The organism is Kitasatospora sp. NBC_01560, from assembly GCF_045208415.1.
Taxonomy (GTDB): domain Bacteria; phylum Actinomycetota; class Actinomycetes; order Streptomycetales; family Streptomycetaceae; genus Kitasatospora.
Genome location: NZ_CP109364.1, coordinates 3,809,308 through 3,834,484, shown reverse-complemented (window position 1 = coordinate 3,834,484; position 25,177 = coordinate 3,809,308). Strand labels below are relative to the sequence as shown.

Genomic DNA, 25,177 nt, shown 5'->3' with positions numbered 1-25,177 from the left:
GTCTCCTTATCCGTGGGCGGCCGGTGTGCGGCGGGCGGCCCGTTCCAGGTCCTGGCGGATCAGCTCCAGGCTCCGGGCGACGGCGCCGACCTCGTCGTGGTGGACGGGGTACAGGACGGTGCGGCGGTCCCCCGCGGCCAGTGCCTCGGCGCTCGCGGCCAGCCGGCGCAGCGGCAGGCCGACGGCGATGAGGAGCCAGCCGAGGCAGAGTGCGGCGGCGGCCAGGCCGAGCATGCCGGCCAGTACGGCGCGCCGGTCGGCCCGGTTCTGGTCGAGGTGCAGCCAGGCCACCGGGTGGGCGGTGACCACCGACCAGCCGAGCCGGGCGACGGTGCCGTTGCCGCCGAGCGGGGCGGCGGCGAGCAGCGCCGGATCGCCGCCGGTGCGGACGACGTCGGCGGCGGCCTCCTTCTTCGCGCCGGCCAGGACGGCGGCGGCCCGGCCGTCGGGGAGCTCGCCGAAGGAGCTGTAGCCCTCGTTGGCGGCGAGGACGCGGTGGCGGTCGTCGACCAGCCAGACCCGGCCGAGGCCGGGGCGGGTGAGCAGGGTGCCGAGGAAGCCGGTGTGGAACTCGCCGACCAGCACCGGGCCCTTGGGCGCGGCGGCGTCGTCGTCCCCGTCCGCCGCCGCGGGGTCGGCGGTGAGTGCGGTGCGGGCGGCGATCCGCGGCTCCTTGCCGGAGGTGTTGAGCAGCAGGACGCCGTTCGGGCCGAGCGCCTCGGGCCCGCTGCGGTGCGGCGCCGCGCCGGCCCGGGCGAGCACGCTGCCGTCGGCGCCGAGGACGTAGAGCGAGCGGTAGCGGTCGTGCTCGGCGAGGGTGGCGCGGAGCAGCGTCTCGGCCCCGCCGACGGAGGTGGCGGCGAGTGCGGGGGCGAGCGAGCGGAGGTCGGCGTAGCCCTCGTTGAGCGCCTGGCGGACGCGGTCGGCGGCGGTGTCGGTGCGGTCGCGCTGGCCGGCCACCACCTGGGTGGGTACGCGAACCTCGCCGTCCGCGCCGCCGAGCAGGAGCAGCGGGCCGGACCAGCCGAGGACGACGACGGCGCAGAGCGCGAGCGGCAGCGCGCTGCCGGGCCGGCGCCGGGCGGCGGCGGGTGCGGCGGGCGGTCGGGCCGGGTCGAGCAGTTGGAGCCGCAGCTCCTCCAGGGCGCGGGTGATCCGGCCGGCCTCGCCGCGCCGGGGCCCGCGGACGGGGTGGTCCAGCTCGCCGCGGGTGAGCCGGCGGGCGTTCAGGTAGAGCCGCAGCAGCGGGCGCTGGAGGACGCGCCGCAGGAACCACGCCACCAGCACGGCGAGCAGCAGCAGCGTGCCGGCGGCGGCCAGGCCGAGGGCGGGGTGGCGCAGGCCGCCGGTCCTGCCGTCGACGGTGCTGGTGGAGACGACGGTCAGGCCGAGCGGGCCGGCCGGGTCGTTCTCGTCGGGGCCGGCGACGGCGGCGTAGCCGGCCACGCGGCGGACGCCCTTGTCGTCGGGGCTGCCGGCCAGGCTGCCGGAGGCCGTCGTGCCGGGGACGGGCCTGGCGCGGGCGGCGCGGTCCCGGGCGGTGGCGACCAGCCGCCGGTCGGGGTCGGCGGTGAGCGCGGTGCCGGTGGAGTCCAGGACGGCGCCGGTGCCGTCGAGGACCTCGACGGTCTGGTCCCTGCGGGTGGCGGTGCCCGGCAGCCGCAGGTTGTCGGAGGCGACCAGCAGGGCCCGGCCGTCCGCCTCGGTGGTGACGAGCGCGAAGGTGAGCAGCCGGGTGCCGGCGGCGGAGGGCACCAGCAGCGGCGCGGGCGCGGTGTCGGTGACCTTGCCGAGGTCGAGGCCGGCGAGCGGGACGGTCTCGCCGCGGGCGGCGAGCAGCCGGCCGGTCGCGGGCCGGACGATCACCGTGCCGCGCCACTTGTGGTACGCCTGGCCGAGCGCGGTCAGCACGGCGGCGGGTGCGGCGGGCGCGCTGTCGTAGTGGGCGGCGGCCCGGCGCAGGTCGGTGGCGCTCTCGTGCAGTCCGGCGCGGAGCGAGGCCGCGGTGTCCTCGGCGGCGTACTGGTGGGACTCGCGGACGGCCTGCGGGGTGTCGTCGGTCCGGATGCCGCCGACGGCCAGTGCGGTGATCGCGGCGACGGCCAGCAGCAGGACGAGCAGCAGGACGATCGGCGGGCGGATGCCGCCGAGCAGTGGCATGTCGGCCCGGCGGCGATAGCGGTGCTGTCGCGGCGGGTTGCTTGCCGTGCTCACGGGAGGCCTCGTCATCGGGTCGGGGGCGTCGGCGGGCCCACCTCCCCTGGGGCGCCGCCGTGACCGGTTGGGTCAAGCCCAGGTCAAAACCTGAAAAGCGTACGAAGTACTCTGCGAAATGCTGTCACGTTCGGGTCTCGAAATGGAGAATCTTAGGGATCAATACATTTTGATCATGGAAATGCAAGGTGACACGGTAGGTTCTCGCCCCATGGAGACTCAGCCGGGGAAGAGCGCGGGTGCGCGGCGCGCGGTGCTGCTGCCGGCGGTGGCGCTGCTGGTGCTGGCGGCGCTGGCCGTCGGGCTGACGGTCGCGGCGCGCGGCCCGGCGGGGCCGCAGCCGGTGGACCTCGCCGCCCGGGTCGACGAGTACACCGCCGGCTTCGCCCCCGGTACCCCGTACACCGTGCCGGACGCGGCGCAGCGCCGGGCCGTCGCGGACGGTGTCGTGGCGGTGCTCGACGGGCGGCCCGACGAGGCCGGGCGGGCGCTCGGGCCGGTCGGCTACCGGCTGACCGAGTTCACCGAGGCGGACAGCGGACGCCGGGTGGCCGAGATCGCCGACGACCCGGCCGGCCCCGGCAGCGCCCGCGGCTGGGGCCGGGTCTACCTGGACCTCTCGGCCCGGGCGTCCTGGTCGGTGCAGGTGCCGCACCCCGTCTCCGACAGCCGCACCGAACTGCTCGGGGTCGACGTCTTCCGGGCCGCGCCCGGAGGCGTGCTGGTGCTCGCCGGGGCGCACCGCAGGGCCGGCCCGGACGGCTCCGGCGCTGCCGACCCGGCGCACCGCGCGGACACGGTGTTCGCCGCGGTGACCGAGGCCCTCACCGCGCGCGGGCTGCCCGGCCTCCAGGTGCACGGCTTCGACGAGGGCAGCCTGCCCGGCCAGGACGCGGTGGTCTCCGCGGGCCCGGGCCGGGCGGGGCCGGCCGCCGAGCTGACCGCGGACGGGCTCGGCACGGCCGGGTACGCGGTCTGCCGGGCGTGGCGGGAGAAGTGCGGGCAGCTGGAGGGCACCACCAACGTCGAGGGCCGGTTCGCGGCCGGTCTCGGCGTGCCGTGGCTGCACGTCGAGCTGGCCGGCCGGCTCCGCACCGAACCGGCGCGGCGCGCGGCGGTGGCCTCGGTGCTGGCCGCCACCGCCGCCGGGTGGCGCACCCCGGTCACGCCCTGACCGGGCTCAGCAGGGGCGGCGGCGCAGGTCCAGGACGTAGTCGTGCGGGGCGCCGGCGCTCTCCGCGGCGTCGGCGACCAGCCCGAGGTAGCGGGCCGCGGGCAGGCCGCCCTCGTAGTCGTTGAGCACGTACGTCCAGACCTGGATGTCGCCGTCCAGGGTCTGCGCGCGCAGCTTGATCTTGCGGTAGATGCCGAGCTGGACGCCCTCCCAGCGGTCGAGGCCCTCCTCGTCCATCGGGGCGACGTCGTACAGCGAGACGAAGACCTGCTCCTTCTCGTCCTCGACCACGGTGGCGAGCGAACCCTCCCAACCGAGCTGTTCACCGCCGAAGGTGAGCCGCCAGCCGTCCAGCCACCCCGTCCCGCGGTGGGGGGAGTGCGGTGCGCGGCGGGTCATCTGCCGGGCATCGAGGTTGGTGGCATACGCGGCGTAAAGGGGCATGGGGGAAGACTACGGCGACTGGGGGATCGCACAGAAGCCCCGACCCCGGCGTGGCAGTGCTCCCGGCGTACGGGACAATGGGGGACGTGACTCGGATCGTGATCATCGGTGGCGGACCCGGCGGCTACGAGGCGGCGCTCGTCGCCGCCCAGCTCGGCGCGGAGGTGACCGTCGTCGACCGCGACGGTCTGGGTGGATCGGCGGTGCTCACGGACTGCGTTCCGTCGAAGACCCTGATCGCGACCGCGGAGGTGATGACCACCTTCGACAGCTCGTACGAGGAGCTGGGCATCATCGTCGCCGACGACACCCCTCCGCTGGAACAGCAGGCCAGAGTGGTCGGTGTGGACCTCGGCAAGGTCAACCGGCGCGTGAAGCGGCTCGCCATCGCGCAGTCCCACGACATCACCCAGTCGGTGACCCGCGCGGGCGTCACCGTGCTCCGCGGCCGGGGCCGGCTCGGCACCGGCGGGCAGGCCGTGGACGGCTCCCGCGAGGTGCTGGTGGACGCGCCGGACGGCAGCGTCCAGTCGCTGCGCGCCGACGCGGTGCTGATCGCCACCGGCGCGCACCCGCGCGAGCTGCCGGACGCCCAGCCGGACGGCGAGCGGATCCTGACCTGGACCCAGGTGTACGACCTGGAGGAGCTGCCGCGCGAACTGGTCGTGGTCGGGTCCGGCGTCACCGGCGCCGAGTTCGCCGGCGCGTACCAGGCGCTCGGCTCCAAGGTCACCCTGGTCTCCAGCCGCGACCGGGTGCTGCCGGGCGAGGATCCGGACGCCGCCGAGGTGCTGGAGGAGGTCTTCCGCCGCCGCGGCATGAACGTGATGGGCCGCAGCCGGGCCGAGACGGTCAAGCGGGCGGGCGACCACGTCGAGGTGACGCTCTCCGACGGCACGGTGGTCAAGGGCACGCACTGCCTGATGGCGGTCGGCTCGATCCCGAACACCGCGGAGATGGGCCTGGAGGAGGCCGGGGTCAAGCTCAACGACTGGGGCCAGATCCAGGTCGACCGGGTCTCCCGCACCAGCGCCCCCGGCGTGTACGCGGCCGGCGACTGCACCGGCGTCTTCATGCTCGCCTCGGTGGCGGCCATGCAGGGCCGGATCGCGATGTACCACGCGCTCGGCGACGCGGTGCAGCCGCTGAACCTCAAGACGGTGGCCTCCAACGTCTTCACCGACCCGGAGATCGCCACCGTCGGCTACACCGCGGCCGACGTGGAGTGCGGCAAGATGGACGCGGTCGAGGTCAAGCTGCCGCTGCGCGGCAACCCGCGGGCGAAGATGCAGGGCATCCGGGACGGCTTCGTGAAGCTGTTCTGCCGCCCGGGCACCGGCATCGTGGTCGGCGGCGTGGTGGTCGCCCCGCGCGCCAGCGAGCTGATCCACCCGATCGCGCTCGCGGTGGACGCCAATCTGACGGTCGAACAGGTGGCCAGCGCCTTCACCGTCTACCCGTCGGTCTCCGGCTCGACCGCCGAGGCCGCCCGCCAGCTGCACATCCGCAAGCGGGCCGAGGGCGAAAACTGAGCACCTGACGCGAAGTTGGGGGCGGCTGCCGATGGGCGGCCGCCCTTCGCGCATCCGGGGGAGTCACCCGGACGGCGGGCGCAGTTCCGGATTGCTGACGGCGCGTATTGTACGGTCACGCGCCGCTCGTGCGTGAGCAATTCCGGCTACCAGCTGCAAACGCCTGAAAGCAGACGGTCACGCGGGTTACCGTCGGTTCTGTGTTTGCAGCAGAACGTCGCCAGTTGATCCTCGAAATGGTGCGCGCCAACGGAGCTGTGTCGCTCCGTGAACTGGCCCGCGTCGTCCAGACCTCCGAAGTGACCGTGCGTCGAGACGTACGGGCGCTGGAGGCAGAAGGGCTCCTCGACCGCCGGCACGGCGGCGCGGTGCTCCCCGGCGGCTTCAGCCGCGAACCCGGCTACCCGCAGAAGACCCACCTCTCCGCGGCCGAGAAGAGCGCCATCGCCGATCTCGCCGCGGGCCTGGTGGAGGAGGGCGACGCCGTCGTGGTCGGCGCCGGTACCACCACCCAGGAGCTGGCCCGCAGACTGGCCCGGGTGCCCGGGCTGACGGTGGTCACCAACTCGCTGCTGGTGGCCCAGGCGCTGGCGCACGCCAACCGGGTGGAGGTGGTGATGACGGGCGGCACCCTGCGCGGCTCCAACTACGCCCTGGTGGGCAGCGGGGCCGAGCAGTCGCTGCACGGGCTGCGGGTCTCCAAGGCGTTCATCTCCGGCAGCGGGCTGACGGCCGAACGCGGCCTGTCGACCACGAACATGCTCTCCGCGAGCGTGGACCGGGCTCTGGTGCAGTCGGCTGCCGAGGTCATCGTCCTCGCCGACCACACCAAGCTCGGCGCGGACACCATGTTCCAGACCGTGCCGACCGAGACCATCACCCGGCTGGTCACCGACGAGCACGCCACCTCCGACGACGCCACCGCGCGCGAGCTCGACGCGCTCGCCGACTGCGGGGTGCAGATCGACCTCGCGCCGCTCGGCGCCGCCCCCGCCGGGGACGCCCCGGTGCACGGCACCGGCAGCGGCCCGGTGCACCAGACCCAGCCCGGCCCGCTGCCGCGCCGCGCCGGCCCGCCGCCCGGCGGCGCCCCGCTGCCCGGTCAGCGCCGCCCGGGGGCGCACGGCGGCCCCGCGGGCCCCGGCGGGCCGCTGCCGGTCCGGCTGGCCGAGCTGGGCGCCGTGCCGCGGACCCGGTAGCCCCCCGGCCGCCCCCGGAAACGGAACCGGTCCGCACACCCCGGAGGGCGTGCGGACCGGTCCGGCGGCGGGATGTGCCCGGGGCCCCTCCCGCGCCGCGTCAGTCCTTGATCTCGCAGAGGGCCGCGCCGCTGGAGACGCTGGCGCCGACCTCGGCCTTGAGGCCGACCACGGTGCCCGCCTTGTGCGCGTTCAGCGGCTGCTCCATCTTCATCGCCTCCAGGACGACGATCAGCTCGCCCTCGGCGACGACCTGGCCCTCCTCGACGGCGACCTTGACGATGGTGCCCTGCATCGGCGAGGCCAGCGTGTCACCGCTGACCGCCGAGCCGGCCTTCTTGGCGCCGACCCGGCGCTTGGCCTTCGCGGCACCGGCCGCGCCCGCCGCCGGAGCGGCCGGGACGCCCAGCGAGGACGGCAGCGAGACCTCGATCCGCTTGCCACCGACCTCGACCACGACGGTCTCCCGGCCCTCGGCCTCCTCGCCCTCACCGGCCGCGCCGGCGAACGGCGGGATGGTGTTGTCGAAGTCGGTCTCGATCCACCGGGTGAAGACCGTGAACGGCCCGTCGCCGCCGTGCACCTCGGGCGCGAACGCCGGGTCGGTGACGACCGCCTGGTGGAACGGGATGGCGGTCGCCATGCCCTCGACCTTGAACTCGGCCAGCGCGCGGCGGGCCCGCTCCAGGGCCTGCTTGCGGCTGGTGCCGCTGACGATCAGCTTGGCCAGCAGGGAGTCCCAGGCCGGGCCGATGACCGAGCCGGTCTCCACGCCCGAGTCCAGCCGGACACCCGGGCCGGACGGCGGGGCGAACAGCGTGACGGTGCCCGGCGCGGGCAGGAAGCCGCGGCCCGGGTCCTCGCCGTTGATGCGGAACTCGAAGGAGTGACCCCGCACCTCCGGGTCGTCGTAGCCCAGCTCCTCGCCGTCGGCGATCCGGAACATCTCGCGGACCAGGTCGATCCCGGTGACCTCCTCGGAGACTGGGTGCTCGACCTGCAGACGGGTGTTGACCTCCAGGAAGGAGATCAGACCGTCCTGGGAGACCAGGAACTCGCACGTCCCGGCGCCGACGTAGCCGGCCTCCTTCAGGATGGCCTTGGACGCGCGGTACAGCTCGGCGTTCTGCTCGGCGGTCAGGAACGGCGCGGGCGCCTCCTCGACCAGCTTCTGGTGCCGGCGCTGCAGCGAGCAGTCACGGGTCGAGACGACCACCACGTTGCCGTGCTGGTCGGCCAGACACTGGGTCTCCACGTGCCGCGGGTTGTCCAGGTACTGCTCGACGAAGCACTCGCCGCGACCGAAGGCGGCGACCGCCTCGCGGACCGCGGACTCGTACAGCTCCGGGATCTCCTCCAGCGTGCGGGCGACCTTCAGGCCGCGTCCGCCGCCGCCGAACGCCGCCTTGATGGCGACCGGCAGGCCGTGTTCCCGTGCGAAGACGACGACCTCGTCGGCGCCCGAGACCGGGTCCGGCGTACCGGCCACCAGCGGGGCACCGGCGCGCTGCGCCACGTGCCGGGCGGTGACCTTGTCACCGAGGTCGCGGATGGCCTGCGGCGGCGGGCCGATCCAGGTCAAGCCGGCGTCGATGACGGCCTGGGCGAACTCCGCGTTCTCCGACAGGAAGCCGTAGCCGGGGTGAACGGCGTCGGCACCCGAGTCGGCTGCGGCCTTCAGCACCTTCGCGATGTCGAGGTAGCTGGTGCCGGGGGTGTCGCCGCCCAGCGCGTAAGCCTCGTCGGCCGCGCGGACGTGCAGCGCATCCCGGTCCGGCTCGGCGTAGACGGCGACGCTGGCAATACCGGCGTCCGAGCAGGCCCGGGCGACGCGGACGGCGATTTCTCCGCGGTTGGCGATGAGCACCTTGCGCACTGTGGCTCCCTTCTTGAACCTGGTCGAGTTTATGGATTTCTGGGCGGTACCGGCGAGTAGCCCCAGGTTGTGAACTATCCCACACGGAGGGTGATGCGTTCGGCGGGTCTTTCCGCGGCCCGGCCGGGGTCTTCCCAGGTGGCGGTGGTCGTCGCCGTCGCGGGCCGCCCTCCCGGGCGGTGACCCGGCGGCCACGAGGACGCGGTGGCTTTGGCCACACTCAAGCGGAGGGGGCCGGGGAGACCGCCCTTTCGAGTGCCTGCGCGGTGACGTCGGCGGCGAGCTCGACCACGTCCGGGCCGTACGCCCCGGGGTTGACGATCTTGAGGATCAGGGCGAAAGTGCCGTCCTCGCCGTACCGGCGGGCGAGCCGGCGGTGGTGGGCGACGAGGTAGCGGACGGCGGCGTGGTTGGCGATCCCGGTCTGGCCGGAGACCAGGAAGACCGGGCGCCCGCCCGCGGGGGTGGCGAGCCGGGCCAGCAGCGCGTACACCTCGGTGTCCCAGTCGACGGTGAACGACCGGTCGCCGGCCACGATGACGTTGCTCGGCCCGTCGGCCCCGCTGGTGACCGTCACCCCGGGCAGCCCCCAGGCCAGGTGGGCGGCCATGCGTTCGTTGCTGCTGGGGCCGCCGAAGCAGAACTCGGTCTTGGCGCCCAGGCCGCGGTGGACGGCGTCGTGCGCGACCAGCTCGGTCTGCGCGCCGCACTCCTTGACCAGCGCGGCCAGCTCCATCAGCGCGTAGGCGTCGCGCCGGGTGACCGTCCGGGCGTGTGAGCCGACCCCGACGCTGCGGTTCACCACGATCAGGCACTCGCTGCCGGCCGGCAGGCCGAAGAACGAGCGGACCCGCTCCAGCCGCCTCCTGCGGCGCAGGTTCTGCGCGAGCCAGCCGAGCGCGGCACTGATCGCGCTCGCCACCAGCCCCAGCAGCACGTTGAGCAGACTGTCGGTCATCCGCCCCGCCTCCTCCCCGTCGGACCGGCGGTCAGCCTAGCCGGGGTGTCCGGCCGCAGCCATGGACGGTCTCCACAGCCGCTCCCGGTGCACATCGGGTGACCTGCACAACGGCCGGACGGCCGGGGGGTGATACGGCGCTGCGGGCGACCGCCCCGACGGGGCGCAGTAGTTCGGGTGCGGAGGGGGTGGGGCCGGCCAGGGGCGACCGGGCCCGGAGCCGTCAGGCCCAGAGGTCGGTGATCCGCACGCCGAGGCCGGCCAGCAGCGAGCGCAGCAGCGGCAGCGAGAGGCCGATGACGTTGCCCGGGTCGCCGTCGATGCCGTCGACGAACGGCGCCGACCGGCCGTCCAGGGTGAACGCCCCGGCCACGTGCAGCGGTTCGCCGGAGGCGATGTAGGCGGCCACCTCGGCGTCGTCCGGGGTGCCGAACCGGACGGTGGTGGAGGCGGTGGCCGAGGCCTGCTCGCCGGTGACGGTGTCGATCACGCAGTGGCCGGTGCGCAGCACGCCCGCGCGGCCGCGCATCGACTGCCAGCGGGCCAGCGCCTCGGCGGCGTCGGCGGGCTTGCCGAGGGCCAGGCCGTCCAGCTCCAGCACCGAGTCGCAGCCGATCACCAGCTCGCCGCCGGTGAGTTCGGCGGCGACGGCCTTGGCCTTGGCCTCGGCCAGGACGAGGGCCAGTTCGGCGGGGGTGGCGGCGGTGATCGCGTCCTCGTCGACGCCACTGACCACCACGCGCGGGTCGAGGCCCGCCTGGCGCAGCAGCCCGAGGCGGGCGGGGGAGGCGGAGGCGAGGACGAGGGTGCGGCGGTCGGTCATGCCCACCAGGGTAGGGCGTCGCGGGGGTGCCCCGGGCGGCCGTTCAGAGCATCAGCAGAACGGCGATCAGCAGGAGCGCGGCGGCGAGCACGTGACCGGCACGGCGCAGCTTCTCCTGCGCCCGCCGGGCCTCGGGGGAGGGCTCGTCGCGAGGGTCTGACCAGAGCACCTCTCCAGGGTGCGCCGGGGCGGCCGGGGACGCCTGAGTATCCGTACTCAGCTTTCGGGGCAATCCGGGCGCACCGCGGCCACCGGGCCGCGGGAGCGCGGAGTGGGAGGCCGGACGAGCCGGCCTCCCACTCCGTCGCGGTCGGGCGAGCCCTAGGCCCAGCCCGAGGTGCGCCAGACGTTGACGCCGGGGCGCGGGGCGCCGCGCAGCCGGCGGGAGCGGTCGTTCCAGGGGGAGTCCGGGCCGGCACCGGCACGGCGCGCCGCCTCGGCGGCGGCCTGTGCGGCGGCGGCCCGGGCCTGGACCACCGCCAGGACGGTGGCCAGCTCCTCGGGGGTGGGCTGCCCGTGCAGCACGTGGATCGGGGCCATGGCTCTATCCTCTCGCGCCGGCCGAGGTGGGGTGAGGGCGCTCACAGCGGGATGTTGCCGTGCTTCTTCGGCGGCAGCACCTCGCGCTTGCCGCGCAGCGCCCGCAGGCCGCGGACGATGTGCCGGCGGGTCTCGCTCGGCGCGATGACGGCGTCCACGTAGCCGCGCTCGGCGGCCAGGTACGGGTTGAGCAGGGTGTCCTCGTACTCGGCGACCAGCTCGGCCCGGCGGGCGTCGACGTCCTGGCCGGCCGCGGCGGCCTCGGCCAGCTCGCGGCGGTAGACGATGTTGGCCGCGCCCTGCGCGCCCATCACCGCGATCTGCGCGGTCGGCCAGGCCAGGTTGAGGTCGGCGCCCAGGTGCTTGGAGCCCATCACGTCGTAGGCGCCGCCGAAGGCCTTTCGGGTGATCACGGTGATCAGCGGGACGGTCGCCTCGGCGTAGGCGTAGATCAGCTTGGCGCCGCGGCGGATGATGCCGTCCCACTCCTGCTCGGTGCCGGGCAGGAAGCCGGGCACGTCCACGAAGGTCAGCACCGGGATGTTGAAGGAGTCGCAGGTCCGGATGAACCGGGCGGCCTTCTCGCTGGCGGCGATGTCCAGGCAGCCGGCCAGGTCCATCGGCTGGCTGCCGACGATGCCGACCGGGTGGCCCTCGACCCGGCCGAAGCCGGTGATGATGTTGCCCGCGTAGAGCGGCTGGGTCTCCAGGAACTCGCCGTCGTCCAGGATGTGCTCGATCACCGTGTGCATGTCGTACGGCTGGTTCGCCGAGTCCGGCACCAGGGTGTCGAGTTCGAGGTCCTCGTCGGTGACGGTGAGGTCCGCCTCCTCCGGGTAGGACGGCGGGTCGGAGAGGTTGTTGGAGGGCAGGTACGAGAGCAGGCTCTTGACGTACTCGACCGCCTCCTTCTCGTCCGTGGCCAGGTAGTGCGCGTTGCCGGACTTGGTGTTGTGGGTGCGCGCGCCGCCCAGCTCCTCCATGCCGACGTCCTCACCGGTGACGGTCTTGATCACGTCGGGCCCGGTGATGAACATGTGCGAGGTCCGGTCGGCCATCACCACGAAGTCGGTGATCGCCGGGGAGTAGACCGCGCCGCCCGCGCAGGGGCCCATGATCAGCGAGATCTGCGGGATCACCCCGGAGGCGTGCACGTTGCGGCGGAAGATCTCGCCGTACAGGCCGAGCGAGACCACGCCCTCCTGGATCCGCGCGCCGCCGGAGTCGTTGATGCCGACGACCGGGCAGCCGGTCTTCAGCGCGAAGTCCATCACCTTGACGATCTTCTCGCCGAACACCTCGCCGAGCGAGCCGCCGAAGACGGTGAAGTCCTGGGCGAAGACGGCCACCTGGCGGCCGTCCACGGTGCCGTAGCCGGTGACCACGCCGTCGCCGTACGGGCGGGTCTTCTCCTGCCCGAAGTTGGTCGAACGGTGCCGGGCGAACTCGTCGAACTCCACGAAGGAGTCCGCGTCCAGCAGCTCGGCCACCCGCTCACGGGCGGTCAGCTTGCCCTTGGCGTGTTGCTTCTCCACGGCCTTGGCGGAGCCGGAGTGCACCGCCTCGTCGATCCTGCGTCGCAGGTCGGCGAGTTTTCCGGCGGTGGTGTGGGGGTCGTGCGAGGCCTCGGTCATCCGGCTGGGTCTCCCTGATCCATGGGCCGCGACCTGTGTCGGTGGTGCGGGGTCGGGATGGGACCCGCGCCTGAGGGCAGGGCGGCACAACGAACTACCGTTGAGTAGCGTATCCAGCGCGGAGGGTTTGCCGTTATGGCCAGCGACACAGTGTGTTAACGCGCGTTCTGCGGGACGATGAGGCGGCCTACGGCCACCCGGGTGCGGCGCGGCCCGGCGGGCGGGAGCCCGCCACCGGACCCTAGGCTCGGCCCATGACATCGGAGACTCCCCGCCGCAGTGGACTTCGCGGCTTCGGCCATGCCGGGCCGTCGCCCTGGACCGATCTGGACCGGCCGCCGCTGGACGCCGCCGGGCTGCGCCGGGACCTGGTGCTGCCGGGCGGGCTCTGGACCTCGCTGGACGTCGTCACCGAGACCGGCTCCACCAACAGCGACCTGGCCGCGCGGGCCCGGGAGGGCGCCGCGCAGGGTGCGGTGCTGGTCGCCGAGGAGCAGAACGCCGGGCGCGGGCGGCTGGAGCGGCGGTGGACGGCGCCGGCCCGCTCGGGGCTGTTCCTCTCGCTCCTGCTTCGCCCGGACGAGGTACCCGTCGAACGGTACGGCTGGTTGCCGATCCTGGTCGGCGTCGCCGCGGCCGGCACCCTGAGCCGGGTCGCCGGGACGGAGGTGGGCCTCAAGTGGCCGAACGACCTCCAGACCGAGATCGACGGTACCGAGCGCAAGCTCGGCGGCATCCTCACCGAGCTGAGCGGCGGCGCGGTGGTGGCCGGACTGGGCATCAACGTGTCGCTCCGGGCGGACGAGCTGCCCGTCCCCGCCGCCGCCTCGCTGGCCCTGGCCGGCGCCACCGTCACCGACCGGGCGACCCTGCTGCGCGCCCTGCTGCGCGACTTCGCCGTGCTCTACACGGAGTGGACGGCCGCCGCCGGCGACCCGCACGCCAGCGGCCTGCTCCCCGCGTACGCGGACCGCTGCACCACCCTCGGCCGGGAGGTCAGGGTCCAGCTGCCCGGCGACCGCGAGCTGCGCGGCGAGGCCGTGGCGATCGACGGCGACGGCCGGCTGGTGGTCCGCACCCCCGACGGAAACCGGCAGCCGGTCGGCGCGGGCGATGTCGTCCACGTACGCCCCGAGCCGCACTGAGCGGCAGTCTTCACCTCCCTTTGACCCGGGCGGATGCCCCGGATCGCGGGATTCCGTGCGAATATTCAACCCGGCAGCAGTGTGAGGCGCGCCACTGCCTGCCGGGTGGCGGGCGCGCCCGGACAGGCGGGACACGAGGCAAGTGCGGCAACCGCACGGGGACGGACCGGTGGCAGAGGACGACAGCAGCGGCGAAACGGCGGGCACCCACGACCAGACGGTCGCGCTCGACCTGGAACGCCTGATCCTGGACGCGCCGCGCCGCTACACCCCGTACCAGGCCGCGCGCGCCGCCGACGTCCCGATGGAACTGGCCACCCGCTTCTGGCGCGCCATGGGGTTCCCGGACATCGGGCAGTCCCGGGCGCTCACCGACGGCGACGTGATCGCGCTGCGCCGGCTGGCCGGCCTGGTGGAGTCGGGGCTGCTCAGCGAGTCGATGGCGATCCAGGTCGCGCGGTCCACCGGGCAGACCACCGCCCGGCTGGCCGGCTGGCAGATGGACACCTTCCTGGAGAACCTCACCCAGTCCGTCGAACCCGGCCTGACCCGTGCCGAGGTGGCCTACCCGCTGGTCGAGCTGCTGCTCCCGGAGCTGGAGCAGTTCCTCGTCTACGTCTGGCGCCGGCAGCTGGCCGCCGTCACCGGCCGGGTGGTCCAGGCCGCCGAGGACACCGAGATCACCAGCGGCCGGCTCGCCGTCGGCTTCGCCGATCTGGTCGGCTTCACCCGGCTCTCCCGCCGACTGGAGGAGGAGGAGCTCGGCGAGCTGGTCGAGACCTTCGAGAACACCTGCTCCGACCTGATCGCGGGCCAGGGCGGCCGGGTGATCAAGACCCTCGGCGACGAGATCCTCTACGTCTCCGAGGACCCGTCGACCGCCGCCGAGATCGCGCTCAGCCTGATCGAGGCACTCGCCGAGGACGACAGCATCCCGGCGCTGCGGGTCGGCATGGCCTTCGGCACCGTCACCTCGCGGATGGGCGACGTCTTCGGCACCACCGTCAATCTGGCGAGCCGGCTCACCTCGATCGCGCCCAAGGACGCGGTGCTGATCGACGGCGAGTTCGCCGCGGCGCTGGAGCAGAACGGCAGCGTCGCCCCGGCCGACGCGGACGGGCCGGGCCTGGCCGAGGCGCTGTCGGCCGCCGCCGGCCTGCCCGCCGCGGGCCCGGCCGGGCCGGATGCCGGCCACCGGTTCAATCTGCAGCCGATGTGGCGCCGCCCGGTGCGCGGGCTCGGACTGGTCGAGCCCTGGCTGCTCTCCCGGCGGCTGCGCACGTCCTAGCGCGGTCGCCGCCGGTCGCTGCGGGTCGCTGCGTGGTCGTGGGCGGGGCGGTCGGTCGGGGGTGCGGGGCTCCGGAGTGGCCGAACGGTTGAAACCCGTACGGTTCCGTTGATCATTCCCGGCAAACGGGGCATAACCGAGCGAAGTCGCCATAGTCTTGGTGCAAGCGGCCGGACGGGTGCAGCCGGGTGAGGCTTCTCGACCGGTGCGGGCTCCGGCCGGGCCCGTCACGGGGGCGGGCCGGACCGAGCACAGGGAGCGAGGCGAGCCGGTGGGCAGCGAGGCGATCACGACGGACCGCGGCTGCGACTGCGACCAGGAGGAGCCGGCCGCCGCCCCCGACCTGCGGCTGAAGTCCGTGGTCGGGCTCGCCCAGGACATGGCGGGCGCGCTCACCCCGCTGGAGGCCGTCCGGGCGGCCGCCGTCCGCGCCACCGAGGCGCTCGGCGCCACCATGGCGGCGGTCTCGGTCTGGGACCGCGAGTCCGGCCGGCTCCGGGTGCTGGTCAACCACGGTGAGCTGGCGCCGGGCGAGGAGGAGCTGCCGGAGGACGAGTCCTACCCGGTGGCCGACTTCCCCGAGATCGTCACCTACTTGGAGGAGCGCTGGACCACCGGCCGCCTCCCGCGCGCCTGGCTACAGAGTGCGGAGGACTCCGAGCCGCACGCCGGACACCTGCACCCCACCGCCGGCGCGTACTGCCAGGAGCGCGCCGCGGCGCTGCGCCGGCGCGGCCGGGCCTGCTGCGTGGTCGCGCCGATCGTGCTGCACGGCCAGGCCTGGGGCGAGCTCTACCTGGCCCGGACGGTCGGGCTGCCCGAGTTCACCGAGGCCGACGCCGACTACGCCACCCTGCTCGCGGCCCAGATCTCGGCCGGCCTCGCCCAGACCGAGCGGCTGGCCGACCTGCGCAAGCTCGCCTTCTCCGACCCGCTCACCGGCCTGGCCAACCGGCGGGCGGTGGACGCCCGGCTGGAGGGTGCGCTGGAGGCGCACAACCGGGACAACACCGTCGTCTCGCTGGTGGTCTGCGACGTCAACGGCCTCAAGCGGGTCAACGACCAGCTCGGCCACGAGATGGGCGACCGGCTGCTGGAGCGCTTCGCCCACCAGCTGTCCCTGGCCGCCGCCAAGCTGCCCGGCTCGCTCGCCGCCCGGCTCGGCGGTGACGAGTTCTGCCTGCTGGTCGAGGGCCAGAAGGCGGACGAGGTGGTCGCCGTCGCCGAGGAACTCTGCGCCCGGGCCCTCGCGCTCGCCGAGGGGGAGGGGGTCGCCTGCGGGGTCGCCTCCACGGGGGACTCGATCGGCCCGGTCACCACCGCCGACCGGCTGTTCCGGCTGGCCGACGCCGCCCAGTACCGGGCCAAGGCCGCCCGCTCGGCCCACCCGGTGGTCGCCGGGCGCAGCCACGGGCCCGGCTTCTCGCCCGATCCGACCGTGCTGCTCGCCGACGCCGCCGACCCGCACCACCGGGCCGACGGCCGCGGCCGTGGCGGCGGCCGGGCCGGCTCCGGCGACCGGCGGCGGTTCCGGGGCGCCGCGCACAGCGCCGACCCGGGCCAGCTGCTCACCGCGGTGCTCGCCGCGCTGGACCAGCACGGCACGACGCGCTCCGTCCACCCCGCCGACACCATCGGCAAGCTCGCCGTCGTCGCGGAGACCTCGGCCCGGCTGCTGGACGCGGTCGGCTGGTGGGTCTCGTACGTCCCGCCGGGCTCGCAGCTGATGCGGACGGCCCAGCACGCCGTCTACCGGATGACCAGCGGGCCCAGCAGCTCCCGGGCGGAGACCCAGCGGGCCCAGATCGAGGCCCCGGACGCCGTCTTCGACCTGCGCCACTACCCGATGACCCGGACGGCCGTGTACGGCGGGGCGTTCGCGCTGCGGGCCGGGGCGGCCGGCAACGATCCGGCCGAGGAGGCCATGCTGGTGGTCTCCGGTTACCGCGGCATGGTGGCGGCGGGCGGCCAGAACGCGGCCGGCGGCTGGCTGGTCGAGCTGTTCGCCGACGACGCCACCCTCCCGCTCGGCCAGGCCGCCTGTGCGATGCGCGCGCTGGTGGCGGTGGCGCTGTCCGGCCCGGCCTCGCCGCCCTCGGGCTGACGGCGCGCCGGGGCCGGCGTCACCCGCCCGGCGTTCCCCCGGCAGCCGTGCGGCGGCCGTGCGGCGCCCGGGTTGTGCAGATTCGGTGACCGGTCTGTTCCGAGCGGGTCGCGGTCCGGTTCGGAGCGGTCCGGAGGGCTGGGCGGGGGAGGCCGGGCGTGGGATGGTGTCCGCCGTCGGTGGGCCATCGGGGCCGGCCGGATCGGGGGTTCACACCATGCGTGCTCGGCTGACGAGCCTTGTCCTGGCCGCGACGCTCGCCTTCGGCGGCGCCGCGCTCGCCGCCGCCCCGGCCGCGCAGGCCGCACCGCGCGCCGCCGCGGTGGGCACCGTCGCGGTCGCCGCCGCCGCTCCGGCCGTGGCGCCCGCCGCCGCTGCGTCGGCCGACCGGCACGACACCACCCAACTGGCCGCGTCCAAGGACAAGGCGAAGAAAAAGAAGAAGAAGAGCTCCTTCGGCAAGCTCATCGGCCTGGTCATCGGCGCCGTGGTGGTGCTCGTGATCATCGCGGTGATCATCGCGGTGATCGTGATGCTCCTCCGCCGCCGCAACCGCAGCTGACCCGCGCGGCGACCGCGGCCGGCCTTTGCCGGAGACCTTCGCCGGAGACCTTCGCCGGACCCTTTCGCCGGAGCCGGAGCCGGAGCCGGAGGCCTTCGCCGGAGCCGCGGCTAGCTGCCGCCCTCCGGGGCGCCGAGCGCGCGCAGGGCCGCCGTCACGAGGCGGTCCGCGTACGCGTGGTCGAGCGCTCCGAGGCCGTGCAGCCAGCGGTAGTACATCGGGCCGTAGAGCAGCTCGACCCCGAGGTCGAGGTCGGCGTCCTCGGCGAGCTGCCCGGCCGTGCGGGCGCTGCGCAGCCGGTCGCGGGTGGCCGCGAGCAACTGGTCCAGCATCCGCTCGCGGTACTCGCGGAGCAGTGCGGGGTCGGTGAGGACCTCGGCGGCGAGCGCGCGGCCGGTGCGGTCGAAGGCCGGATCGGTGAGCTGGTCGACGGTGGGGCGCAGGACGGCCCGCAGGTCGGCGGCGAGGTCGCCGGTGTCCGGGAGGGCGAGGCTGCCGCCGGAGGCCTGCTGGTCGGCGGCCAGGAAGGCGTCGAAGACCACCGCGCCCTTGGAGGGCCACCAGCGGTAGATGGTCTGCTTGCCGACGCCGGCCCGGGCGGCGATCTTCTCGATGGTGAGCTTGGCGAAGCCGAGCTCGGCGACCAGCTCGGCGGCGGCGGTCAGGATCGCGGTGCGGCTCTGCTCGCTGCGGCGGCCGGGGTCGGGTGCGGGGTGACGGGACATGGCGCCATCGTACCCGCACAGCGAGACGGTGCGTATCGTCTTGGGTGAATGGTGCGGCCGCCCGGCTGTCGCGCCGTCGGTGAGGCCGGGGCTCAGCCGGTCCGGAGCGCCGCGGTCAGCACCTCGTCGAGCCGGGCCGCGAAGGCCCGGGGGTGCGTCAGGTTGCCGTTGTGGCCGCCGGGGAGGCGGGTGAGGGCGGTGCCGAGCCGCCCGGCCAGCTCCTCGGCGCAGCGGTAGCTGTACACCGTCGGGTCGGTGGTCAGGCCGACGGCGGGCACCACCCGGGTCGGACCGGTGGCGAGCGCGTCGGCCTCGGCCGGGCCGAGGGTGCTGCGGCGCACGGTGGTCAGGTCGTGGGTGAGGAAGGCGGTGAAGTTGGCCGCGCGCTCCGGGCCGAACGGTTCCGGGCGGACTTCGGACTCGCGCTCCTGGCGGGCCGGGTCGATCCCGGTGATCGCCATCACCCCGCCCAGTGCGGCCCGCCAGCCGTCCCGGTGGAACACCTGCTGGATCCCGGCCAGCGCGCCCAGCGTCGCGGCGCACTCCCCGGCCGGCAGCAGCCGCGGCGCGGCCGGCTCGTGGGCGACCAGCGTGCTCAGCTGCCCCGGGTGGTCGTGGGCCAGCTGGAGCCCGATCAGCGCGCCGAAGCTGCAGCCGAGCATCAGGGCGGGCCGGTCGGTGAGGGCGGCGAGCAGCCGGTGGGCGTCGTCGGCGTGCTCCTGGACGGTCGGGGCGCTGCCGGGCCGGTCGAGGGGGCTGCGGGACAGCCCCCGCCGGTCGTACGTCACCACGGTGTACCGGTCGGCCAGTCGGGCCACCAGGTCGGCGCCGCGGTCGGCGTCGCCCTCGCCGCTCTGGGCGATCAGCAGGACCGGGCCGCTGCCCCGGACCTGGTGGTGGATGCGGGCGCCGGCGGTGTCGAGCAGTGCGGTGGTCATGGTGGGTCCCCTCCCCGGGCGGCCGGGCGGCCGCCGTCGGCTCCAACGGTAGAGCATCGCTTTCGATGCATCAATAGAGATGCATCGAGATCGATGGATAATTTTCGATACATCTCTTCTGATGTACCTTGGCCCCATGAACGGAGTCGAACTGCTGCTGCTCGGCCGGACGTTGGCGAAGATCGGCGAGGAGGCCGTCCCGGCGACGGCGGACGGCGAGCGTGCCCGCGGGGTCAAGTCGGTCGTCGTGGTGATGAGCGACGTCTACGCGCACCCGGGCAGCGCCGTCGGCGAGATCGCCGCCCGGACCGGCCTGCCGCAGAGTCAGGTGTCCGCGGCCGTCGCGCGGCTGCGCGAGGTCGGTTCGATCGTCACCGAGGCCGACCCCCGGGACCGCCGCCGGCTGCTCGCCCGGCGGGCGCCCGAGATCTCCGCCCGCCGGGCCCAGGTGGCCGCCGCGCCGGTCGACGAGGCGCTGGCCCGGGCGCTCGGCACGGACGACCCGGCGGAGCTGGCCGAGGTGCTGGCGGCGCTGGAGGTGCTGGCCCGGCGGCTCACGCCCGCCTCGCTGCGGAGGCTGCGGGCGGAGGCGGCCGACGGGCCCACGGCCGGTCGGTGACCCGGGCGGTACCGCGGCCGGTCGGTGACCCGGGCGGCACTGCGGCCGGTCGGTGCGCCGCGCGGTACCGCGGCCGGTCGGTACTGCGGTCGCTCGGTGTACTGCGCGGGCCTACGGCCGGTCGGCGATCCGGTCCGCCCGGGTGTACACGTTGGCGCCCTCGCCGCGCAGGAAGCCGACCAGGGTCAGGCCCAGCTCCTCGGCGAGCTCGACCGCCAGCGAGGACGGCGCCGAGACGGCCGCCAGCAGCGGGACGCCGGCCAGCGCCGCCTTCTGGGTGAGCTCGAACGACGCCCGGCCGCTGACCAGCAGGACGTGCCCGGTGAGCGGCAGCAGGCCCGCCCGCAGTGCCCAGCCGACCACCTTGTCCACCGCGTTGTGCCGGCCGACGTCCTCGCGGGCGCAGAGCAGTTCGCCGGTCGTGCCGTCGAAGAGGCCGGCCGCGTGCAGGCCGCCGGTGGACTCGAAGGTGCGCTGGGCGGCCCGGAGCCGGTCCGGCAGCCCGTACAGCAGCGCGGGCGGGACGGTCAGCGGGTCGTCCGCGACGGGGTGGCGGACGTGGGTGCGGACGGCGTCGACGGTGTCCCGGCCGCAGAGGCCGCAGGCGCTGGTGGTGAGCAGGTTGCGATGGGCGGAGAGCGGGACGGTGCCGGCGCCGCGCAGGGTCGCGTCGACCACGTTGTACGTGTTGGCGCCCGCCTCGTCCGTCCCGGCGCAGTAGCGCAGCGCCGCGAGCCCGTCGGCCGCGTGCACCAGGCCCTCGCCGACCAGGAAGCCGGCCACCAGGTCGAAGTCCGCGCCCGGGGTGCGCATGGTCACCGTGAGCGGCTCGCCGCCGAGCCGGATCTCCAGCGGCTCCTCCGCCGCCAGGGCGTCCGGCCGCGTGCTGCGCGCGTCGCCCCGCAGCCGCACCACCCGTCGTCGCGCCGTCGCCCGCGTCATCGCCCCGCCACCTCCACGCTGTCCGTCACCTCCACAGCGTGCGCCACCGGGCGGGGTAACCGAAAATCCTGCTGACGGGTGTCGGAGTTCGCGGCGGCCGAATGGCTCCGGACGGTTGTCATATCTCCATTCACCTGATGTGATGGTGTATATGGATATGCACAGTGCTGCGGCCCCCCACGCGCCGCTCGTCCAGGTCGGCAAGGCCGACGTCAGCGCCGAGGACGTGCTGGCCGTCGCCCGTGGCAACGCCCGGATCGAGATCGGTCCCGACGCGCTCGCCGAGATGGCGGCCGCGCGTGCCCGGATCGAGGCCCTCGCGGCCGAGCCCCGCCCCGTCTACGGCGTCTCGACCGGCTTCGGCGCGCTCGCCGTCCGCCACATCAGCCCGGAGCTCCGCGCCCAGCTGCAGCGCTCGCTGGTGCGCTCGCACGCCGCCGGCATGGGCCCGGCCGTCGAGCGCGAGGTCGTCCGCGCGCTGATGTTCCTGCGGATGAAGACGCTGGCCTCCGGCCGGACCGGGGTGCGCCCGCTGGTCGCGCAGACCATGGCGGACGTCCTCAACGCCGGCATCACCCCGGTCGTCCGGGAGTTCGGCTCGCTCGGCTGCTCCGGGGACCTCGCGCCGCTCTCGCACTGCGCCCTGGTGCTGATGGGCGAGGGCGTGGCCACCGGCCCCGACGGCGTCGAGAAGCCCGCCGGCGAGCTGCTCGCCGCGGCCGGCATCGAGCCGGTCGAGCTGCTGGAGAAGGAGGGCCTGGCCCTCATCAACGGCACCGACGGCATGCTCGGCATGCTCGTGATGGCCGTCTCCGACCTCCAGCGCCTGTTCACCACCGCCGACATCACCGCCGCGATGACGCTGGAGGCACTGCTCGGCACCGACAAGGTGCTCGCCCCCGAGCTGCACGCCCCGATCCGCCCGCACCCCGGCCAGGCGCTCGCCGCCGCCAACATGCTGGCCGTCCTCAAGGGCTCCGGCCTCACCGGCCACCACCAGGACGACGCGCCGCGCGTCCAGGACGCCTACTCGATCCGCTGCGCCCCGCAGGTGGCCGGCGCCGGCCGCGACACGCTGGCCCACGCCGCGCTGGTCGCCTCCCGCGAGCTCGCGGCCTCGGTCGACAACCCGGTGGTCCTGCCGGACGGCCGCGTCGAGTCCAACGGCAACTTCCACGGTGCCCCGGTCGCGTACGTGCTGGACTTCCTCGCCATCGCCGCCGCCGACCTCGGCTCGATCTCCGAGCGCCGCACCGACCGGCTGCTCGACAAGGCCCGCTCGCACGGCCTGCCGGCCTTCCTGGCCGACGACCCGGGCGTGGACTCCGGCCTGATGATCGCCCAGTACACCCAGGCCGCGCTGGTCAGCGAGAACAAGCGGCTCGCGGTGCCGGCCTCGGTCGACTCGATCCCGTCCTCCGCGATGCAGGAGGACCACGTCTCGATGGGCTGGTCCGCGGCCCGCAAGCTGCGCCAGGCGGTCGACAACCTCGGCCGGATCCTCGCCGTCGAGCTGACTGCCGCCTCCCGCGCGCTGGAGATCCGCGCGCAGGCCGACGGTGGCGGCACGGTGGCTCCGGCCAGCGCCGCCGCCATGGCCGTCGCCCGGGAGGCCGGGGTCGGCGGCGCCGGCCGTGACCGCTTCCTCTCGCCGGACCTGGAGGCCGCCGCGGCGCTGGTCGCCTCCGGCGCGCTGGTGCACGCGGTCGAGCAGGTCACCGGGCCGCTGGCCTGACGACGCGGTGTCGCGGAGGCGGCCGGGCTCCCGGGTTCGTCCGCCCCTAGTCCCAGTCGCCCCGCGACGACTCGGCCCGCTGCTGCTCGCGCCGCTCGCCCAGCACGGCGGCGAAGTTGACCCCGACGATGCCGACCCAGCAGACCAGCAGCCCCATGAACCTGCTGAAGCCGTTGCCGCCGTCGGACGCGATGGCGGTCAGCGGGATGCCGAGAACCAGCGAGGCCAGCGGCAGCTTCGAGGTGGAGCGCCCGAACCGGCGCCGGCGCAGGTGCTCGGCCGGCCCGTGGCCGTCCAGCCGCTCGGCCACCCGGCGCTCCACCCTGGCGTCGAGGCGGGCGTCCAGCCGGGCGTCGAGCTTGGCCAGGAACGAGTCGACCAGCTCCGACTCGTACTCCTTGCCCAGCTCCTTGCGGGCCTGCAGGGTGGCGTCGAGGTCGCGCCGCATTTCGTCCTGACGAGTGTCCATGGCGACAGCTTGGTGCCCCGAGACGTCCGCGGTCCACCGGCGGGCGCGGTATTCCGGGCCGGATCAGGGGGAAATCAGGGTCACCCCGAGGCGCACCGGGGCCGGGTCCGACCCGGCGGGACGTCTCGCCGGGTGTCCCGGCGTACGAGACGTCTTTGCCAGCCGGGGCATGCTGCTGCACAGTCGTCGTCCGAACAGCTCGCACCCGGAGGTACCGCTGATGACCGCCATCGACGACCACGGCACGGTCGGCCCCTCCGCCCGGCTGCTCCAGCTCTTCGAGGGCCACCGGCTCACCCCCACCCAGCGCCGGATCGCCCACTCGCTGGTCCGGCACGCCACCGAGGCGCCGTTCCTCTCCAGCGTGGAGGTCGCCGAACTCGCCGGGGTCAGCCAGCCCTCCGTCACCCGCTTCGCGGTGGCGCTCGGCTACGACGGCTACCCGGCGCTGCGCAAGCAGCTGCGCGAGCTGGGCGCCGGTGAGCCGTCCGCCGCGGAGACGCCGGCCGACGCCGTCCGCAACGAGCACCAGCAGGCCGTCCTCGCCGAGATCGAGCACCTGCGCCTGCTCGCCGAGCTCCTCGCCGACCCCGAGCCGATCACCCGCGCGGCCCGGCTGCTCGCCGCCTCCCGCCCGCTGCCCGTCCTGGGCCTGCGGGCCGCCTCGGCGCAGGCGCGCGGCTTCGCCTACTTCGCCTCCAAGGTGCACCCGGACATCCGGCTGCTCGACGAGGGCGGCAGCATGCTCGCCGACCGGATCGAACAGGCCGCCGCGGCCGGCGCCGGCGCCCTGCTCTGCTTCGCGCTACCGCGCTATCCGCGCGAGCTGATGGACGCTCTGGCCGTCGCCCGGGAGTGCGGGTTGACCGTCCTCACCGTCGCCGACAGCGCCTTCGCGCCGGTCGCCAAGCTCTCCGACCTGATGCTGCCGGCCGCCGTCGGCACCGGCCTGGTCTTCGACACCGCCTGCGCGCCGATGATGCTCGGCCGGGTGCTGCTGCAGACCATGTGCGACGAACTCCCGGGCGCCGAGGCCCGGTTGGAGGCGATCGAGCAGGCCGCGACGGCACGCGGGCTCTTCCTGGAGTAGACCGGGCCCCCGGCGGCCGGGGCCTGCGGTGGCTCCGGCCGGGAATAGGCGGCACAAACCCGGGCATCTTCAGAGGTAGGGGGTGCCGCCATGCGCGTGATCCACGAGATGAAGTTCGTCGGCCGGCTCGCCTCCGGCGCCGACGAATGGTCCTGCCCCGCCTGCGGACGCCGCGTCACGCTGCGCCGCCTGCCCGGCCCCGAACTCATCGTCCTCGACCCGGGTGACGAGAGCGCCGTGCACGTCGGCGTGATCGAGCCCGATGCCCGGGCGGCCGCCGCCGCCACCGAACAGTACGGCCTGGGCCCCGTCCAGGAGATCCCCCGCCCGCCCCGCCCGGCCGCGCCGGACGACGACGACCGCCGCTGGCTCGCCGAGATCGGCATCGACTGGGACGGCGAGGCGGCCTGAGGCCCGGTCAGCCCTTCCGGGCGTACAGCGGCAGCCCGGCGGTGTCCAGCTCCGCCGGCAGTGGTGCGCCGAGCGGCACGGGCTCCCCGTACGTGCCGTGCAGTACGCCCCGGTAGGCGCCGTCGCGCGGATGGGTGTACAGGGTCCAGACGCCCGTGCGGGGGTCGATCGAGAGCAGCACCGGCACGCCGGCGATCGCGTACCACTCGGCCTTGGCGGCGATGCCGCCGGCGCGTTCCGTACTGGAGATGACCTCCACGGCCAGGGCGACGTCGTGCGGGTCGGCCAGCCAGTCGTCGTCGTCCTCCCAGTCGGTGGGGAGGACGACCAGGTCGGGCGTGGCGTAGTCGTCCGCGTTGTCGGGCATGGCGACGGAGGACACCTCGAAGGCGGCGAGCCCGCTCGGCAGCCGCGACTCCAGCCGGATCCTCAGCCGCCGGACGGTTCCCGCGTGCTTGCCGCGAGGGGTGGGGGACACCACCAGGGTGCCTCCGATGATCTGGACCCGGAGGCCGGTGCTCCGCTCGATCTCCTCCGCCGCGTCCCGGAGTCTGCCCGGTCGCACGCTGATGGCCGTCATCGTGTCCTCCGCTACTCGGGGCTGGGCCGAGTGGCTGGTGTTCGCCGCGTTCAGGGTAGCGCTCGGGGGCCGCCCGGGCCGGGGCTGATCGGATGTGGTCGGGGTCTGGTCGGAAGCTGGATGTTTGGATATATTCAGTTGTAAGAAGTCTGAATGGATTCATCCGTAGGGAGGC

Annotated in this window: 23 protein-coding genes and 1 pseudogene; 11 read left to right on the top strand and 13 right to left on the bottom strand. The window is 74.7% G+C overall.

The window, feature by feature from the left end; translation table 11 throughout:
* Positions 1–6: 6 nt before the first annotated feature.
* Positions 7–2,214: a HAMP domain-containing protein gene (locus OH807_RS16440; RefSeq protein WP_406199224.1), complete on the bottom strand. Its 2,208-nt coding sequence runs from the start codon at positions 2,212–2,214 to the stop codon at positions 7–9.
* Positions 2,215–2,425: 211 nt separating this feature from the next.
* Here OH807_RS16440 and OH807_RS16435 point away from each other — a divergent pair, with 211 nt between their 5' ends.
* Positions 2,426–3,388 (top strand): hypothetical protein, encoded by a 963-nt coding sequence (locus OH807_RS16435; RefSeq protein ID WP_406199222.1) that lies wholly within the window; start codon positions 2,426–2,428, stop codon positions 3,386–3,388.
* 6 nt (positions 3,389–3,394) lie between these two features.
* Here OH807_RS16435 and OH807_RS16430 read toward each other — a convergent pair whose 3' ends face one another.
* On the bottom strand, positions 3,395–3,832 hold the full coding sequence (locus tag OH807_RS16430) for a gamma-glutamylcyclotransferase (protein ID WP_406199220.1): 438 nt from the start codon (positions 3,830–3,832) through the stop codon (positions 3,395–3,397).
* Positions 3,833–3,909: 77 nt separating this feature from the next.
* Here OH807_RS16430 and OH807_RS16425 point away from each other — a divergent pair, with 77 nt between their 5' ends.
* Complete coding sequence (locus OH807_RS16425) at positions 3,910–5,364, top strand: NAD(P)H-quinone dehydrogenase (RefSeq protein WP_406199218.1); 1,455 nt, start codon at positions 3,910–3,912, stop codon at positions 5,362–5,364.
* Positions 5,365–5,600: 236 nt separating this feature from the next.
* Positions 5,601–6,563, top strand: coding sequence for a DeoR/GlpR family DNA-binding transcription regulator (locus tag OH807_RS16420; protein WP_406211019.1), 963 nt, complete (start codon positions 5,601–5,603; stop codon positions 6,561–6,563).
* Positions 6,564–6,663: 100 nt separating this feature from the next.
* Here the strand turns inward: OH807_RS16420 and OH807_RS16415 are convergent, their stop codons facing one another.
* From OH807_RS16415 to OH807_RS16390, 6 genes are all read right to left on the bottom strand, one after another.
* A complete protein-coding gene (locus tag OH807_RS16415; protein ID WP_406199216.1) occupies positions 6,664–8,439 on the bottom strand; it encodes an acetyl/propionyl/methylcrotonyl-CoA carboxylase subunit alpha in 1,776 nt (591 codons plus the stop codon).
* A 220-nt stretch (positions 8,440–8,659) separates the two neighbouring features.
* Entirely contained in the window at positions 8,660–9,397 is a 738-nt protein-coding gene (locus OH807_RS16410) for a hypothetical protein (protein ID WP_406199214.1), read from the bottom strand.
* A 223-nt stretch (positions 9,398–9,620) separates the two neighbouring features.
* On the bottom strand, positions 9,621–10,220 hold the full coding sequence (locus OH807_RS16405) for a nucleoside triphosphate pyrophosphatase (RefSeq protein ID WP_406199212.1): 600 nt from the start codon (positions 10,218–10,220) through the stop codon (positions 9,621–9,623).
* A gap of 43 nt (positions 10,221–10,263) precedes the next feature.
* Complete coding sequence (gene mmpB, locus OH807_RS16400; RefSeq protein ID WP_406199210.1) at positions 10,264–10,389, bottom strand: morphogenic membrane protein MmpB; 126 nt, start codon at positions 10,387–10,389, stop codon at positions 10,264–10,266.
* Between the two features lie 152 nt (positions 10,390–10,541).
* Entirely contained in the window at positions 10,542–10,760 is a 219-nt protein-coding gene (locus OH807_RS16395; protein WP_406199207.1) for an acyl-CoA carboxylase epsilon subunit, read from the bottom strand.
* A 41-nt stretch (positions 10,761–10,801) separates the two neighbouring features.
* Positions 10,802–12,394 carry an acyl-CoA carboxylase subunit beta gene (locus tag OH807_RS16390; protein ID WP_406199205.1) on the bottom strand — a complete coding sequence of 531 codons (1,593 nt, stop codon included), beginning with the start codon at positions 12,392–12,394 and terminating at the stop codon, positions 10,802–10,804.
* A 254-nt stretch (positions 12,395–12,648) separates the two neighbouring features.
* Here OH807_RS16390 and OH807_RS16385 point away from each other — a divergent pair, with 254 nt between their 5' ends.
* The 4 genes and pseudogenes from OH807_RS16385 to OH807_RS16370 all read left to right on the top strand — a co-directional run bounded on the left by OH807_RS16385 (position 12,649) and on the right by OH807_RS16370 (position 17,493).
* Positions 12,649–13,539, top strand: a complete 891-nt coding sequence (locus OH807_RS16385; protein ID WP_406199203.1) for a biotin--[acetyl-CoA-carboxylase] ligase — start codon at positions 12,649–12,651, stop codon at positions 13,537–13,539.
* Positions 13,540–13,708: 169 nt separating this feature from the next.
* Complete coding sequence (locus OH807_RS16380) at positions 13,709–14,827, top strand: adenylate/guanylate cyclase domain-containing protein (RefSeq protein WP_406199200.1); 1,119 nt, start codon at positions 13,709–13,711, stop codon at positions 14,825–14,827.
* A gap of 379 nt (positions 14,828–15,206) precedes the next feature.
* Positions 15,207–16,343 (top strand): annotated as a pseudogene (locus tag OH807_RS16375) (diguanylate cyclase domain-containing protein); the annotation flags it as partial.
* Positions 16,344–17,148: 805 nt separating this feature from the next.
* Positions 17,149–17,493 carry a hypothetical protein gene (locus tag OH807_RS16370; protein ID WP_406199198.1) on the top strand — a complete coding sequence of 115 codons (345 nt, stop codon included), beginning with the start codon at positions 17,149–17,151 and terminating at the stop codon, positions 17,491–17,493.
* A 110-nt stretch (positions 17,494–17,603) separates the two neighbouring features.
* On the opposite strand, the gene OH807_RS16365 is transcribed toward OH807_RS16370, so the two are convergent.
* Both OH807_RS16365 and OH807_RS16360 read right to left on the bottom strand, forming a co-directional pair.
* Positions 17,604–18,218, bottom strand: coding sequence for a TetR/AcrR family transcriptional regulator (locus tag OH807_RS16365; RefSeq protein ID WP_406199196.1), 615 nt, complete (start codon positions 18,216–18,218; stop codon positions 17,604–17,606).
* Between the two features lie 92 nt (positions 18,219–18,310).
* Entirely contained in the window at positions 18,311–19,156 is an 846-nt protein-coding gene (locus OH807_RS16360; RefSeq protein WP_406199194.1) for an alpha/beta fold hydrolase, read from the bottom strand.
* Between the two features lie 136 nt (positions 19,157–19,292).
* Here OH807_RS16360 and OH807_RS16355 point away from each other — a divergent pair, with 136 nt between their 5' ends.
* Positions 19,293–19,775 (top strand): MarR family transcriptional regulator, encoded by a 483-nt coding sequence (locus tag OH807_RS16355; RefSeq protein ID WP_406199192.1) that lies wholly within the window; start codon positions 19,293–19,295, stop codon positions 19,773–19,775.
* A 111-nt stretch (positions 19,776–19,886) separates the two neighbouring features.
* Here OH807_RS16355 and fdhD read toward each other — a convergent pair whose 3' ends face one another.
* On the bottom strand, positions 19,887–20,717 hold the full coding sequence (gene fdhD, locus OH807_RS16350; protein WP_406199190.1) for a formate dehydrogenase accessory sulfurtransferase FdhD: 831 nt from the start codon (positions 20,715–20,717) through the stop codon (positions 19,887–19,889).
* Positions 20,718–20,874: 157 nt separating this feature from the next.
* Here fdhD and hutH point away from each other — a divergent pair, with 157 nt between their 5' ends.
* Entirely contained in the window at positions 20,875–22,452 is a 1,578-nt protein-coding gene (gene hutH, locus OH807_RS16345) for a histidine ammonia-lyase (RefSeq protein WP_406211017.1), read from the top strand.
* A 46-nt stretch (positions 22,453–22,498) separates the two neighbouring features.
* Here the strand turns inward: hutH and OH807_RS16340 are convergent, their stop codons facing one another.
* Complete coding sequence (locus tag OH807_RS16340; protein ID WP_406199188.1) at positions 22,499–22,921, bottom strand: hypothetical protein; 423 nt, start codon at positions 22,919–22,921, stop codon at positions 22,499–22,501.
* Between the two features lie 220 nt (positions 22,922–23,141).
* Between OH807_RS16340 and OH807_RS16335 the strand changes: the two genes are divergently transcribed.
* Positions 23,142–24,011 (top strand): MurR/RpiR family transcriptional regulator, encoded by an 870-nt coding sequence (locus tag OH807_RS16335; RefSeq protein ID WP_406199186.1) that lies wholly within the window; start codon positions 23,142–23,144, stop codon positions 24,009–24,011.
* 90 nt (positions 24,012–24,101) lie between these two features.
* Complete coding sequence (locus tag OH807_RS16330; protein WP_406199184.1) at positions 24,102–24,422, top strand: hypothetical protein; 321 nt, start codon at positions 24,102–24,104, stop codon at positions 24,420–24,422.
* Between the two features lie 7 nt (positions 24,423–24,429).
* Here the strand turns inward: OH807_RS16330 and OH807_RS16325 are convergent, their stop codons facing one another.
* Positions 24,430–25,002 (bottom strand): Uma2 family endonuclease, encoded by a 573-nt coding sequence (locus OH807_RS16325; protein ID WP_406199182.1) that lies wholly within the window; start codon positions 25,000–25,002, stop codon positions 24,430–24,432.
* Positions 25,003–25,177: the final 175 nt, after the last annotated feature.

Coding starts and splice junctions, on each gene's coding strand:
- OH807_RS16435 (WP_406199222.1), top strand. CDS start 2,426: ATGGAGACTCAGCCGGGGAAGAGCGCGGGTGCGCGGCGCGCGGTGCTG.
- OH807_RS16430 (WP_406199220.1), bottom strand. CDS start 3,832: ATGCCCCTTTACGCCGCGTATGCCACCAACCTCGATGCCCGGCAGATG.
- OH807_RS16425 (WP_406199218.1), top strand. CDS start 3,910: ATGGGGGACGTGACTCGGATCGTGATCATCGGTGGCGGACCCGGCGGC.
- OH807_RS16420 (WP_406211019.1), top strand. CDS start 5,601: ATGGTGCGCGCCAACGGAGCTGTGTCGCTCCGTGAACTGGCCCGCGTC.
- OH807_RS16410 (WP_406199214.1), bottom strand. CDS start 9,397: ATGACCGACAGTCTGCTCAACGTGCTGCTGGGGCTGGTGGCGAGCGCG.
- OH807_RS16405 (WP_406199212.1), bottom strand. CDS start 10,220: ATGACCGACCGCCGCACCCTCGTCCTCGCCTCCGCCTCCCCCGCCCGC.
- OH807_RS16395 (WP_406199207.1), bottom strand. CDS start 10,760: ATGGCCCCGATCCACGTGCTGCACGGGCAGCCCACCCCCGAGGAGCTG.
- OH807_RS16390 (WP_406199205.1), bottom strand. CDS start 12,394: ATGACCGAGGCCTCGCACGACCCCCACACCACCGCCGGAAAACTCGCC.
- OH807_RS16385 (WP_406199203.1), top strand. CDS start 12,649: ATGACATCGGAGACTCCCCGCCGCAGTGGACTTCGCGGCTTCGGCCAT.
- OH807_RS16370 (WP_406199198.1), top strand. CDS start 17,149: ATGCGTGCTCGGCTGACGAGCCTTGTCCTGGCCGCGACGCTCGCCTTC.
- OH807_RS16365 (WP_406199196.1), bottom strand. CDS start 18,218: ATGTCCCGTCACCCCGCACCCGACCCCGGCCGCCGCAGCGAGCAGAGC.
- OH807_RS16360 (WP_406199194.1), bottom strand. CDS start 19,156: ATGACCACCGCACTGCTCGACACCGCCGGCGCCCGCATCCACCACCAG.
- OH807_RS16355 (WP_406199192.1), top strand. CDS start 19,293: ATGAACGGAGTCGAACTGCTGCTGCTCGGCCGGACGTTGGCGAAGATC.
- fdhD (WP_406199190.1), bottom strand. CDS start 20,717: ATGACGCGGGCGACGGCGCGACGACGGGTGGTGCGGCTGCGGGGCGAC.
- hutH (WP_406211017.1), top strand. CDS start 20,875: ATGCACAGTGCTGCGGCCCCCCACGCGCCGCTCGTCCAGGTCGGCAAG.
- OH807_RS16340 (WP_406199188.1), bottom strand. CDS start 22,921: ATGGACACTCGTCAGGACGAAATGCGGCGCGACCTCGACGCCACCCTG.
- OH807_RS16335 (WP_406199186.1), top strand. CDS start 23,142: ATGACCGCCATCGACGACCACGGCACGGTCGGCCCCTCCGCCCGGCTG.
- OH807_RS16330 (WP_406199184.1), top strand. CDS start 24,102: ATGCGCGTGATCCACGAGATGAAGTTCGTCGGCCGGCTCGCCTCCGGC.
- OH807_RS16325 (WP_406199182.1), bottom strand. CDS start 25,002: ATGACGGCCATCAGCGTGCGACCGGGCAGACTCCGGGACGCGGCGGAG.